We start from the raw sequence: 12,960 nt of genomic DNA, 5'->3' as shown, positions 1-12,960 counted from the left end.
GGAGAAAGTCCCATGCAACACTTGCACAACCGCCGCGCGGTGATCACCGGCGCCGGCAGCGGCATCGGCGCCGCAATCGCCCGCGCCTATGCAGCGGCCGGCGCACGCCTGCTGCTGGCTGACCGTGACCCGGAGCGCCTGGCCGAGAGTGCCCAGGCCTGCCGCGAACTGGGGGCCGAGGTCTTCGAATGCGTGGCCGACGTCGGCAGCGTCGAAGGGGCCCAGGCCGGAGTCGATGCCTGTGTCGAGTATTTCGGCGGCATCGATATCCTGGTGAACAATGCCGGCATGCTGACCCAGGCGCGCTGCGTCGACCTCTCCATCGAGATGTGGAACGACATGCTGCGGATCGATCTCACCAGCGTCTTCGTCGCCTGCCAGCGGGCCTTGCCCCACATGTTGGCGCAGCGCTGGGGGCGGATCATCAACGTCGCCTCGCAACTGGGGATCAAGGGCGGCGCCGAGCTGACCCACTACGCCGCGGCCAAGGCCGGGGTCATCGGCTTCACCAAGTCCCTGGCCCTGGAAGTGGCCATGGACAATGTGCTGGTCAACGCCATCGCCCCGGGGCCGATCGAGACGCCGCTGGTGTCTGGCATCAGCAGCGCCTGGAAAACCGCCAAGGCCGCCGAGCTGCCCCTGGGGCGCTTCGGCCTGGCCGATGAAGTGGCGCCCACCGCGGTGCTGCTGGCCAGCGAGCCGGGGGGTAACCTGTTCGTCGGCCAGACCCTGGGTCCGAACTCCGGGGATGTCATGCCATGAAGGAGGGCTGAGCATGTGCGGGTTATGCGGGCTGCTGGGCGAAGACGTGCACTGGAGCGATCCGCTGGGGGATGAACTGCCCCGGCGCCGCGAACGCTTGCGCAGAATCGCCGCGATCAACCGGGTACTGGTGCCGTTGCGGCTCAAGGTCGAGGACTTCCAGGGCTCGGCCTATCTGTTGCTGGGGGCTACCGGCCGCCAGGAATTGGCCAGCGGCCTGGAGCAGCTGTGGAGCCTGGCCGAATCCATGCTCGGCCGGCCCCTCGATCCTCTCGACCCTGTGATCCTCAAGCACCTGGAGCAACAGTCATGAGCATGCCCCTGAACGTCATCACCGGGTTCCTCGGCAGTGGCAAGACCACCTTGCTCAACCGCCTGTTGCAGGACCAGAGCCTGGGGGACACGGCGCTGTTGATCAACGAGTTCGGCGATATCGGCATCGATCATTTGCTGGTGCAGGAGGTGGCGCCGGACACCGTGCTGCTGCCCAGCGGTTGTGTCTGCTGCTCGATTCGCGGCGAGCTGAAGGAGGCGCTGCTGGGGCTCCTGGCGCGACGCAGTCGAGGCGAGATCCCGGCCTTTCGCCGGGTGCTGCTGGAGACCACCGGGCTGGCCGACCCGGCGCCGATCCTGGCGACGGTGAACAACGATCCGCAGTTGCGTGGACGGGTGCACATCGGCCTGCTGGTGACTCTGGTGGACGCCAGTCACGCGGCGTTGCAGGAGCGCCTGCATCCGGAGTGGCTGGCCCAGGTGGCGGCCGCGGATCGCCTGCTGCTGAGCAAGAGCGACTGTGTCGACCAGGCGAGCCAGGCGGCCTTGCGCGAGCATCTGCAGCGGCTCAATCCCGGAGCGCCCCTGTTGCTGGCCCAGGCGATCCAGAGCGGCGATCAGCTGTTGCTGGGGGAGGGCCTGCGCGGCGCGACGGCAGAGCGGGAAGTGGCGCGCTGGCAGTTGCAGCGGCCACTGGCAGCCGCTGCGCCGCAGCATGGCGCGGCGCAAGTGTGCAGCCTGGAGTTCGAGCAACCGCTGGACTGGGTGGGCTTCGGGGTCTGGTTGTCGATGCTGCTAAGATGCCACGGCGAACGAATTCTGCGGGTGAAAGGATTGCTCAATATCAACGCCAGCCAGGCTCCCATCGTCATCCATGGCGTGCAGCATTGCCTGCACGCTCCCGTGCATCTGTCCCGTTGGCCCTGTGCCGACCATCGCTCGCGGCTGGTGTTTATCCTGCGCGGGCTGGAGCCCGGACAACTACGTCGCTCCTTCGAAGTGTTCGCCCGCAGCTTCGCCCCGGTCGCCGGGGAGTGCGCCTGATGGCGGCGACGCAAGCGGTCACCCTGCGGGTGCTGGGCACCTCGGTGACCCTGCTCGAATCCCTGCGGGTGCGCGCCGAGCAGGACCTGGGCATCCGCCTGGTGTATCAGGTGCACGACGTGGAGCAGGCCCAGCGCATCGCGGTGATGCAACCGGACAGCTACGACCTCTATGACCAGTGGTTTCACAACGTCGATTTCGTCTGGCCGGCCCAGGCGATCCAGCCCATCGACACTCGACGCATTGCCCTGTGGCACGAGATCAACGACTTGCCCAAGCGTGGACGACTGTCGCCGGACGACCGCCTGGGCAGCGGCAGCGTGCCCAGCGAACGCCTTTATGTGCAGCACGACGGCAGCCTGGGCAGCACGGTCAGCGACCGCATCAGCATGCTGCCGCTGACCCACAATGCCGACAGTTTCGCCTACCGTCCGGAGCGCCTGCCGGCGGGCTTTTCCAGCGCCAACGAAAGCTGGGGCTGGCTGCTGGAACCGGCCTGGAGCGGGCGCATTGCCTTGCAGAGCGATGCGGCGATCGGGGCCCTGGACGCCGCCCTGGCGGTGCAGGGCTGTGGCCTGGAATCCTTCAAGGACATCGGCAACCTGAGCATCGAGGAGATCGACCGGCTGGCAGCGATCCTGGTGCGCAAGCAGCGTGAAGGGCACTTTGCGGCGTTCTGGTCGGACGATGAAGAGGCCGCGCAACTGATGCTCAGCCCGCGCATCGATATCCAGAGCTTGTGGTCGCCGACGCTGATGCGCCTGCACCGGGCCGGGGTCAAATACCGCCTGGCAGTGCCGAAGGAAGGCTACCGAGCCTGGTTCGGCGGCCTGTCGTTGTCGCGCCATGCCAAGGGCGCGGTGCTGGATGCGGCCTACGCCTATCTCAACTGGTGGTTGTCGGGCTGGCCAGGTGCGGTGATGGCACGCCAGGGCTACTACATCGGCAACCCGGCGCGTACCCGCGATCACCTGAGCAGCGCCGAATGGGATTACTGGTACGCCGGCAAACCGGCCCGGGAAGAGTTGCCGGGCAGCGACGGCGAACCGCTGATCGACATCGGCGAGACCCGCGACGGTGGTTCCTACGCGCAGCGCATGGGGCATATCGCCGTGTGGAACTCGGTGATGGACGAGCACAACTACCTGGTGCGGCGCTGGGGGGATTTCCTGCGGGCGGGGCGGGTCGCGGGCCGGGGCAAAGGCTGAGGGTCAGAGCCCCAGGCGCGCCAGTTGGCGCAGGTCGGCGATCACCGCCGGGTTGCCGCCTTCGAGCACGTCCAGGCGCATCTGCGCGATCAGCGATTTCAGCAGTTCGGTCTGGGTCATCCGAGTCGTCTGCAAAAGGCGCGCGAGGTCCTCGGCCACATAGTGGTTGACCTTCAGCGACAGGCGTTTCATCGCATGCACGGCCGGCAACTGGCGAGCCTCGGCCTGTTCCGCCAGGTACGCGGCGAAACCGTTGTGCACCTGCTCCAGGTAAGGTACGGCAGGGGCGCTGAAGTAGTAGCTGAAGAACAGTTTGCGCATCTGCACGCCGGCGTCCTCGGCCACCGAGTGCATCGCGGCATCCAGCACATCGAGGTAGACCGCAGGCAGCCGCGCTTCGATGGAGGTCAGTTGCTGGCGGCGCGCTTCCTTGATCGCCGGCGTCGACTGGGGCGGGATGGCCACCACCGTGGCGCAGAGGTCGCAGACCCCCACCAGGATCTCCCGGGCCTGGCCGTTGCCGTCGCTGAACGGCACGTCGCGACGGGTGTAGGTAATGCCGACGACCTGCTGGCAATGCTCGCAGAGCGCCTTGCCCCGGTCACCCTGCAGATAAAGTTTCATGGGTTGCCCTCATCGATGAACGCTGATGAACCACGCATCTGGCTCGATAAAATAGAACTTGATGTACCAGCCCGCCTTCTTCAGCACATGGACGGCAAGGTCCGGGGCGCTGTGGTGGGCACTGCACTGGTGGTCGGTGCCCTTGCAGGCGACGATGACCTCGATCAATTGGCCGGCCGACACCTCGCCAGTGGCCAGCAGGTTCTTGAGTTCGATCGAGCCGCGTGCAGCATGCAGATAGTTGCCGTTCTGCAGTGCATTGATCAGGTCCCGCCTGACCTTCCTGAAGCCTCTGTCCATGATGCTTGCCTGTTTGTACGACATCTGTCGTACTAGATCAATGGGAAGTCGACTGAAAGCGCCCAAAGGCATTTCAGCGGCTTTCAGGGGGGAGTCGATCTTAGCCCGGCAGGCGCGGGCGGGAGGGCTGGGTTAAAGGCTTGCAATACATCGGTGATGGCCAACGGCTGGCCTGCTGCGGTGCGTCCGATGCACCGCAGCCAGGTGCCGTCAGAAGAAGCGGGTCACGCTGATCTTGGCGTTGCGCCCCAGGCTAGAGGCGTTCTCGCCACTCAGCGGTGGGCGATAGTCACGGTTGAACATGTTGTCCAGGGTGAAGTTGACTTCGGTGCCCTTGAGGTAGGCCTGCTGGGGCTTCCAGTTGGCGAACAGGCCGTGCACGTTGTAACGGTCGTTCTTGTACTGGTTCCAGTAGGAGTCGCCCAGGGCACTGGCCGGGCCGCCCGGGTAGATGTCGCTGGGGACGCGGTCGGTCTGGCGCACCCATTGGCCTTGCCAGCCCACTTGCGCATCCCACTGCGGGATCTTCACTCCCAGGGTTGCCACCCACTTGCGTGGCGGGATATCCCGGGCCCAGACGTTCGGGCCCCAGGGGTTGGTGTAGGCACCTTCATGCTTGCCGGTGATCCACGAGTAGGACAGCGAGCCGAACAGGTAGGTCGAGTCGTAGAAACTTTCCACCTCGAAGCCCTTGATGGTCAGGTCGCCAATGTTGCGGTAGACCCCGATGGTCGGCTGGTTGCACACATCTGAGATGCTCTTGCCGGTGCTCAATTGCTCGGGACAGCCGATCCCGAGGTTCTTCATGATCTCGTCCTTGAACTTGTTCTGGAACACCGTGGTGCGCACTTGCACCCGGTCGTCCTTGGCCAGCACATCGGAGAAGCTGTGAATGCTGCCACCGCGCAGCGCGGTGACGCGCTCCGGGTCCAGGTTGCGGCTGGTGGAGGAGCGAGTGCTACCGGCGGCCTGGACTTCGTACTGCTCGTCGATCACCGGGGCGCGCCAGGTCTTGCTGTAGTCGGCGAACAGCGCCAGTTGCGGGTTCACCGTCCAGAACGCCGACAGGCGTGGCGACCAGCCGGTGTAGGTCTTGGCGCTGTAGTCGTGGCCGACCACCGGATCGGGGCTGTTGTAGACCGGCGCGTCGTTCTTCTGCCCGCGGTTGCGTACATAGTCGTAGCGCAGCGACGGGGTCAGGGTGAAGTCGCCCAGGGAGATGGCGTCCTGGATGTAGAACGCGTTGTTGTCGACCTTGCCGTGGGGCATGAAACCCGGTTGGTAGTAGCCGTTGTTGAACTTGGGTATGCCGTAGGTCTTGCCCGGCATCCACATGTCCACCTCGCGGGTGTGCTTGCGGATCTGGATGCCGTTGGTCAGGGCGTGCTCCAGCGGCCCGGTGCTGAAGCGGCTGGTGTTTTTCAGCGCGAGGATCCTGTCCTCGTAGCCCACGGTGATCTTGCGTCCGCCCGAGGATGGCTGGATGAAGGCGTTCGGCCCGCGCTCATCGGTCTGCTCGGTGTCGGAGTAGGAGTACTTGGCTTCGAAATCGATCCACGGATTGTCCACCGGGGTGTACTGGTACTTGGTGATCCAGGTGGTGTCGATGGTGTTGCGCCGGGCCAGGTAGCGTCGGGTGGCATCGTCATAGCCGAGTCGGTCGATGTCGCTTTTCTTGGGCGGCGTCGGGTAGCTCTTGGCCGAGAAGGGGGCCCAGATGTCGCTGTCCGAGCGCATGTAGGTAAAACCCAGGCGATGTTCGTCGGTCAGCTGCATGTTGAGCTTGAACAACTGGCCTTCCATGTCCTGGGCGGTATTGGGCAGGCGCTTGGGGTTGATCGGGTAGGCGTTGTCCGGGTCAGGCTGGGCGCTGGCCAGCTTCATGTCATCGCCGTCGCGCTTGGTCCAGTAGGCCAGCGCATCGAAGCGGCCATCGTCGGTACGGCCGTAGACCGCCGAAGTGTAGGCCTGCTCATGGCTGTTGCTGCTGTAGCCGTATTTGACCATGGCGCCGGTGTTGCGACCGTCCTGCAACAGGTCCGGGGCATCCTTGGTCTCCATGTGCACGGTACCGCCGAAGCCGCCATTGCCGGTCTCGGGAGAATGCGGGCCTTTTTCCACCTCTATGCGCTTGACCATTTCAGGCTCGATGAAGATCGAACCCTGCTGGTAGCGTTCGAAGCCGCTCTTGGTGGCGCCATCGACGCTCATCGGTACGTCTTCGGCATCCCCCATGCCCCAGATGTTGATGGTCTGGCCACCCGGCTTGAGTGAACCGCCCAAGGTCACGCCGGGCAGGGTATCGATCAGGCTGACGACGTTGGTCGCCTGGTGGCGGTCGATTTCCGCCTGGTTCAGGGTCGAGCGGCCAACGCTGGAGGAATCCACCACCGAACCGTTGCCGATCACGCTCATGGCCCCCAGCTGCAAGGCCGAGCCGCTGCTCTGGCTGGTTTCTGCTGGACGCACGATGTAGGTATTGTCGACCTTGACCAGGTTGAACTGGCCGTTCTGCAACAGCTGGCGGATCGCCTCTTCCGGGCTGAAGTCGCCTTGCAGGGCTGGAGCCTTGGCGTTACGCAGCAGTTGTTCGTCGAACAGCAACTGGATCTTCGCCTGCTGGGCCACCTGGCTCAGGGACGCGGCCAGGGGCTGTGCTGGCAACTGGAAGTGGATCGGACCGGCATGGGCCTGCAGGCTGAATGCCAGGCAGGCCGCGAGCAGGGTCGGGCGGGTACGGACTAACGGAACAGGCAAGAGCGCGCGAAACATGACTTCCCCCAGAGCGGCTTAAAGGCCGGAAAAGCGCTGCGAACAGAATGCAGACGGGAGGAAGACGCGGCAGTGAAAAAAAACCTCATATGCAAATGAAAAATATTCTCATGTAAGGTTTCAGCGGGCTTCGATCTTCAGTTGACCGTTGGCCAGAGGCACGGTTTTCACCGGGATCAGGGCGGGCAGGGCCTTGACCAGTGCATCCGGATCATTGACGTCCAGGTTGCCCGAGACCTTGTAGGCGCCCAGGGAGCCGCTGGCCAATTGCACCGGATGGCGGCGGTACAGGTTCAGCTCGTCCACCAGGCTGGCCAGGTCGCGGTTGCGAAAGGCCAGGCGTCCGGTACGCCAGTCGGCCACGTCATCGCTGTCCAGGGTCTGTTGCTGCAGGGAGCCATTTTGCAGGTCATAGATGGCCCGTTGCCGGGCGCCCAGCAAGACCAGATCACCGGGCCGGCCATCCGGGCTGAAGGCCACCTGGCCGTGGGCCACGCTGACCACCAGCTGGCGCTGGCCACGGCGTACGTCGAAGGCGGTGCCCACCACGCGTACCTTGGCCACGCCGCTATGCACCCACAACGGCCGCTCCTTGTCGGCGGCGACGTCCAGGTACAACTGGCCCTGTTGCAGGTAGATATCGCGCTGCTGCGCGCTGAAGTCGACCTTCACCTGGGTGTTGGCGTTGACGTACAAGGTGCTGCCGTCAGGCAGCTTGAAGGCGCGTGCCCCCTGTTCCTGGGCCGCGATCTGCTGGACATGGGGCGCCTGGGACGTTCCCAGGTTGACCGCCAGCACCGCGCACAGCACGGCGGCAGCTACCGCCAGGGCCGGACGCCAGGAGGGTGTCTTGCGTTGTGGCAGGGGAACGGGTCGGCTCAGTTGCTGCAACTGCGCCAGGTCGACCCACAGTTCTTCGAACTCGGCATAGGCCCGTGCGTGGGCCGGGTGCGCGAGCCAGGCGTCGAAGGCCTTGCGGCTGGCGCGGTCCGGGTCGTTGCGATTGCGGGCGAACCAACTGGCGGCCTCGGCATCGATCTGTTCGCTGTCGACGTCGTCGTGGCGGCCGGGAAAGCGGGTCATTCAGGCAGCTCCTTGCCGTTTTCTCGTTGTAGGTGCTGCTTGCAGTGCAGCAGGGCAAAGGCAATGTGTTTTTCCACCATGCTGATGGAAATCCCCATGTGCTCGGCAATCTGCGCCTGGCTCAGCCCTTCGAAGCGGTGCAGCATAAGGGCTTCGCGGCGGCGCGGCGAGAGTTGCGAGAGGACTTCCTTCAATTGTTCCAGCCGTTGCAGGCGCTGGGCGGCAGGTAGCGGCTCGTGTTGCTCGTCGGCCAGGGGTTCGCTGTCGACGCTTTCTTCTAGGTGAGCCTCCTGGTGCACCCTGGAGCGCACCTGCTGGCGACGCCAGTGATCACGCAACAGGTTGCGGGCCATCTGGAACAGGAAGGCCCGGGGCTGCTCCACCTGGGCCCGGTCACGGTAGTCGAGCCACTGGGTGAATACGTCCTGCGTCATGTCGGCCGCGTCGCTGGCGTTGTCCGTGCGCTTGCGCAGGAAATGCAGGATGTCCGCATAGAACCCGCGAACTGAGTCCGCCGACGGTGAGTCGGGCTTGGAGCGAGACATGGATATCCTTCTTGGCGACACGGTGGGCAAAGGGTCGCGAATGATATCGAGAATTATTGCTATTTGTCACTTGGCCAATTGATGGCACTTTAAAGCCGCCTGCCCGCCGCCGGGTGTGGCGTTGCCGAGTGATGTCGGCAAGCCACGCCCTGGTTTCAGATCACGAAGAACCCATGGGTGCCATCGCGTCCCAGCTGCGCCACCAGACCGAACTCCCAGTCCAGGTACCCTTGCATGGCTTCCCGGGGGCTGTCGGTGCCTTCATAGGGCCTGCGGTAACGATCGATCCGGGGCGAGGCCAGGCGCTGTGAACCTTCTTCCACGGGCAGGCCGGCTTCGATCCAGGCACTGGTGCCGCCGCCCAGGACGAACACCGGGCGCTGGGTCAGGGCCTGCAGGCGTGGCGCCACGAAGCGCGCCAGCAGGCTGCTGCCACAGGTCAGGACAAAGCGTTCAGGCGGTGCGAGGTGTTCCAGGGCCTGTGCCAGCTGGCTGGGCAGCACCCACCAGGCGCCGGGGATATGGCGTTGCACATGGTTGGCGCTGGCGGTGACGTCCAGCACCAGGGTGCCGGGCTCGCGCAGCCAGTCGGCGAGCGTTCGCGGGCTGATCTGCTCGATCGCCGGGCTGTCCGGCAAGGGGGCCTGCCAGGGGCCGCGCACACTGAAGTCGCTGGCCCGCAAGCCGTCGAGCACGGCGACCTGCCAGCCCATCTGTGCCAGCCAGGAAGCGCTCATGTTGGCTCGCACGCCGTCGTCGTCCACCAGGACCAGGCGCGCGCCGCGCACACTGGCGAAATGATCGGTTTCCTGCACCAGCTGGCCCCCGGGAGTGGAGCGGGCACCGGGCAGGTGACCGGCGGCGAATTCCTCTGGGCTGCGCACATCGAACAGGTAGCTGGTACGCCTGGGTTCGGCCTGCCAGCGGCGCCACTGGGCCAGGTCGATGCGGCCGACATCGGCCCGGTCCGCTACCGCCCGGGCCGCAGCCTGGGCTTCGGCGCGGTGGTGCCCGGCTTGGGAGGCATAGCGCCGCTGCTGGCCGTGTTCCAGGGCTTGCCCGGCCAGGGTCCAGCCGATGGTGCCGTTGCGCAGGGCCGCCACCGGGTTGGGAATGCCGGCGTTCACCAGCGACTGGGTGCCGATGATGCTGCGGGTGCGCCCTGCACAGTTGACCACCACCCGGGTTCGCGGATCGGGTGCCAGCTCGCGCACTCGCAGCACCAGTTCGGCACCGGGCACGCTGGTGCTGCCGGGAATGCTCATGGTCTGGTATTCGTCGAAGCGCCGGGCATCGAGCACCACCAGGTCGGCGTGTTGCTCGAGCAGGGCCTGCAGCTCCTCGGCGGCCAGCGATGGGGTATGGCGCTCCGCCTCGACCAGTTCGCCGAAGGCCTTGCTCGGCACGTTGACGTCCTTGAACAGCTCACCGCCGGCCTTGCGCCAGCCATCGAGCCCGCCTTCGAGCAGCGCGACGTCGCTGTAGCCCAGCTGTCGCAGGCGGGCTGCGGCCTGCTCGGCCAGCCCTTCGCCCTGGTCGTACAAGGTGATCGCGGTATCGCGTCGGGGGATGCGCGCATACACCTCCAGTTCCAGTTTCGACAGCGGGATATTGGCGGCGAACAGCGGATGGGCCTCGGCAAAGGGTGCTTCTTCACGCACGTCTACCAGGGCCAGTTCCTGGCGATCGAGCAGGGCCTGGCGGATCCGTGCCGGGCTGCGGCTTGGAAAATCGGTCATTGCAGGGGCTCCTTCGACAGGTCCCAGAGGTTGGGCAACAGGGTATTGGAGTAACCGGAGACGAAGCGTTTCTCGTGACCGTCCAGGTCATACACCCCACGGCTCACGGCACCGATGTTGGCACCGTACACGTGGATGCTGATGGACACGCGATCGGGGTGGGCGTTGGTCACCTGGTGAATGTCACCCACGCGTGGCGACACCGCTTCCACCTGGCCCGGCAGCAGGCGTACCGGTGCCCCGGCCGCTCGCAGGCGGCCATCGGCCAGGCGTTCGAAGCCCTGGGAGTCCTCGGCGCCGCGCAGCATGCCGATCAGGCCCCAGACCCGGTGATCGTGGATGGGGGTGCGCTGGCCCGGACCCCAGACGAAGCTGACGATGGAAAAACGCTGCCGCGAGTCGGCGTGCAGCAAAAACTGCTGGTAGCGCTGCGGGTCGGGCTGGGCGAATGCATCGGGCAGCCAGTCGTCCTGGCTTACCAGGCGTTGCAGCAGGGTGGCGCCCTGGTCCAGTACGCGGGCTTCGTCCGGGTGGCTGTCGAGCAGCTCGGCCAGGGCGTCGATGAAGTCCCGCAGGCGGGCAAAGTCGGGTGAGGCGATGGAGACGGTCGAGGTGTGATGAGGCATGGATTCCCTCCGTGGACACTGGACGAACGACACGAACTACACGGTCGAGCTAAAAGGTATTATTCTTATCGAACATTTTTCCAGTCATTTATTATGCGAAAAAAGAATGAAGATAGATGATCTGAACGCGTTCGTGGCGGTGATCCGCTGCCAGACCATCAGCCAGGCCGCCGATGCCCTGCAACTGACCCAGCCGGCCATCACTCGCCGGGTACAGAATTTCGAGGAGGCCCTTGGTGTCGAGCTGCTCGACCGCAACACCAAGCCGCTCAAGCCCACCAGCATGGGCCTGCGGGTCTACGGCCAGTGCCTGGAAGTATTGCGCAGCATCGACGCGCTGAACGCGCTGGTGGCCAACGACGGTGCCCCCAGCGGCGCCTTGCGCATCGGCGTGCCGCAGACCATCGGCGATGTGGTGCTGCTCGATGCCCTGAGCCAGCTCAAGACCCTCTATCCGCAATTGCAGACCTCGGTGGCCACCGGCTGGGGCAGCCATTTGCTGGGCAAGGTCGAGAACGGCGAACTGGACGTGGTGGCGGCGCTGTTTCCCGCCGGCAAGGTATTTCCCGAAGCCGTGGTCGGGCGTTCCCTGGGCAGCATGAACCTGGTGGTCGTGGCGGCTCGGGGCGAAGTGCGCAAGCGCTCCTGCAAGCTGGCCGACTGTTACCAGCGCGGCTGGGTGCTCAACCCCGATGGCTGCGGTTTCCGCGCCGGCTTGCAACGGGCCTTGAGTGCCCAGGGCCTGACGCTGCAGATCAACCTGGAAACCTTCGGCACCGAGCTGCAGTTGGGCCTGATCGCCAATGGCCTGGGTTATGGCCTGGTGCCGTTGCCGTTGCTGGAAAACAGCAGCCACCGGGACAAGCTGGAGATCGTGCCGGTCAGCGATTTCAAGCCAGTGATCGACCTGTGGCTGATCCATCCGCGTTTTCTCGGCAACTTGCAGGAACCGGTGAGCATGTTCGGCGAGATGGTGGCTGCGCGGGTGGGCCAGGCTTCGTCCTGAAGGGCAGACCTGGCAGGCTTGTCTTGCTCTGTTTGCATATCTTGTGCTTGGTTGAATGCAATTTTTGTATATTAATTTAGAACCAAAACGAATTTCACGGACGTTTTTTATGTAGTTAGCATGGGCTTCGAACGCGCTGAAATAGGGACGTTGAAATGCCTGCGCAAGCCCCGCTCCAAGGCTCCACCCGCTGGACCGTCAGCTCCGGCTACCCGTTCCTGGTCCAGTTGCTGTTGCGCCTGGCCAGCCCCGTGCTGCTCCTGCTGCTGTGGGAGCTGGCCTCACGGACCGGTGTGCTGCCAGCGCGGGTGATCGCGGCACCGAGCACCATTGGCGGCACCCTGTGGCACATGCTGAGCAGTGGCGAACTGGGCGTTCACCTGTGGGTGTCCCTCAAGCGGGCGTTGGGCGGCCTGGCCATCGGCGCCAGTCTCGGCACCGTCCTGGCGTTGCTGGCCGGCCTGTCCCGGCGTGGCGAGCTGGCCATCGACTCGCCGATGCAGATGCTGCGCACCTTGCCGTTCCTGGCCATCGTGCCCTTGTTCATTCTCTGGTTCGGGGTCGGCGAGACGCCGAAGATCGCCCTGATCGCCCTGGGCACCACCTTTCCCATCTACCTCACGCTGTTCTCCGGCATCCGCAGCCTCGACCCCAAGCTGGTGGAGGCCGCGACCCTGCTGGGGCTCAAGCGCTGGGAGCTGATCGTCCACGTGATCCTGCCCGGGGCCCTGCCGGCATTCTTCGTCGGCCTGCGCTACGCCTTCGGCATCAGCTGGCTGGGCCTGGTGGTGGTGGAGCAGATCAACGCCAGTGCCGGTATCGGCTACCTGGTCAACGACGCGCGGGATTTCATGCGCACCGACGTGATCGTCATCTGCCTGCTGGTCTACAGCGTGCTCGGCCTGGGCATCGATGCCCTGGTACGCGGCCTCGAACGTTTTGCCCTGGCCTGGCGGCCGACCTTCATCAGGAACTGAG

Annotated in this window: 13 protein-coding genes; 6 read left to right on the top strand and 7 right to left on the bottom strand. The window is 65.0% G+C overall.

Annotated elements, in window-relative coordinates; all coding sequences use genetic code 11:
• Window positions 1-12 precede the first annotated feature (12 nt).
• From LGQ10_RS12065 to LGQ10_RS12050, 4 genes are read left to right on the top strand one after another with little or no spacing between them, the layout of a single operon-like run.
• The gene (locus tag LGQ10_RS12065) at window positions 13-762 is read left to right on the top strand and encodes an SDR family NAD(P)-dependent oxidoreductase (protein WP_226525663.1); all 750 of its coding nucleotides are present in this window, start codon (window positions 13-15) and stop codon (window positions 760-762) included.
• 13 nt (window positions 763-775) lie between these two features.
• Window positions 776-1,075 (top strand): hypothetical protein, encoded by a 300-nt coding sequence (locus tag LGQ10_RS12060; protein WP_058437519.1) that lies wholly within the window; start codon window positions 776-778, stop codon window positions 1,073-1,075.
• Window positions 1,072-2,079: a CobW family GTP-binding protein gene (locus LGQ10_RS12055; protein WP_058437517.1), complete on the top strand. Its 1,008-nt coding sequence runs from the start codon at window positions 1,072-1,074 to the stop codon at window positions 2,077-2,079. The genes LGQ10_RS12060 and LGQ10_RS12055 overlap by 4 nt, the downstream gene beginning before the upstream one ends.
• The gene (locus LGQ10_RS12050) at window positions 2,079-3,287 is read left to right on the top strand and encodes an ABC transporter substrate-binding protein (protein ID WP_226525662.1); all 1,209 of its coding nucleotides are present in this window, start codon (window positions 2,079-2,081) and stop codon (window positions 3,285-3,287) included. Before LGQ10_RS12055 ends, LGQ10_RS12050 begins: the two co-directional genes overlap by 1 nt.
• Before the next feature lie 3 nt (window positions 3,288-3,290).
• Here the strand turns inward: LGQ10_RS12050 and LGQ10_RS12045 are convergent, their stop codons facing one another.
• The 7 genes from LGQ10_RS12045 to LGQ10_RS12015 all read right to left on the bottom strand — a co-directional run bounded on the left by LGQ10_RS12045 (window position 3,291) and on the right by LGQ10_RS12015 (window position 10,976).
• Complete coding sequence (locus LGQ10_RS12045) at window positions 3,291-3,911, bottom strand: hypothetical protein (protein ID WP_226525661.1); 621 nt, start codon at window positions 3,909-3,911, stop codon at window positions 3,291-3,293.
• Window positions 3,912-3,920: 9 nt separating this feature from the next.
• Window positions 3,921-4,211 (bottom strand): hypothetical protein, encoded by a 291-nt coding sequence (locus LGQ10_RS12040; RefSeq protein ID WP_226525660.1) that lies wholly within the window; start codon window positions 4,209-4,211, stop codon window positions 3,921-3,923.
• A 210-nt stretch (window positions 4,212-4,421) separates the two neighbouring features.
• Window positions 4,422-6,983, bottom strand: coding sequence for a TonB-dependent receptor (locus LGQ10_RS12035; protein WP_226525659.1), 2,562 nt, complete (start codon window positions 6,981-6,983; stop codon window positions 4,422-4,424).
• A gap of 120 nt (window positions 6,984-7,103) precedes the next feature.
• Entirely contained in the window at window positions 7,104-8,066 is a 963-nt protein-coding gene (locus LGQ10_RS12030; protein WP_058435167.1) for a FecR family protein, read from the bottom strand.
• Window positions 8,063-8,611, bottom strand: coding sequence for an RNA polymerase sigma factor (locus LGQ10_RS12025; RefSeq protein ID WP_226525658.1), 549 nt, complete (start codon window positions 8,609-8,611; stop codon window positions 8,063-8,065). The genes LGQ10_RS12030 and LGQ10_RS12025 overlap by 4 nt, the downstream gene beginning before the upstream one ends.
• Before the next feature lie 155 nt (window positions 8,612-8,766).
• Entirely contained in the window at window positions 8,767-10,350 is a 1,584-nt protein-coding gene (locus LGQ10_RS12020) for a rhodanese-related sulfurtransferase (protein WP_226525657.1), read from the bottom strand.
• Complete coding sequence (locus LGQ10_RS12015) at window positions 10,347-10,976, bottom strand: cysteine dioxygenase (RefSeq protein ID WP_226525656.1); 630 nt, start codon at window positions 10,974-10,976, stop codon at window positions 10,347-10,349. Before LGQ10_RS12015 ends, LGQ10_RS12020 begins: the two co-directional genes overlap by 4 nt.
• 106 nt (window positions 10,977-11,082) lie before the next feature.
• Between LGQ10_RS12015 and LGQ10_RS12010 the strand changes: the two genes are divergently transcribed.
• On the top strand, window positions 11,083-11,982 hold the full coding sequence (locus LGQ10_RS12010; protein WP_226525655.1) for a LysR family transcriptional regulator: 900 nt from the start codon (window positions 11,083-11,085) through the stop codon (window positions 11,980-11,982).
• A gap of 155 nt (window positions 11,983-12,137) precedes the next feature.
• The gene (locus LGQ10_RS12005) at window positions 12,138-12,959 is read left to right on the top strand and encodes an ABC transporter permease (protein WP_058438310.1); all 822 of its coding nucleotides are present in this window, start codon (window positions 12,138-12,140) and stop codon (window positions 12,957-12,959) included.
• Window position 12,960: the final 1 nt, after the last annotated feature.

Source organism: Pseudomonas sp. L5B5 (genome assembly GCF_020520285.1).
In the GTDB taxonomy this organism is placed as follows: Bacteria; Pseudomonadota; Gammaproteobacteria; order Pseudomonadales; family Pseudomonadaceae; genus Aquipseudomonas.
This window is presented reverse-complemented; position numbering and strand designations above follow the sequence as displayed.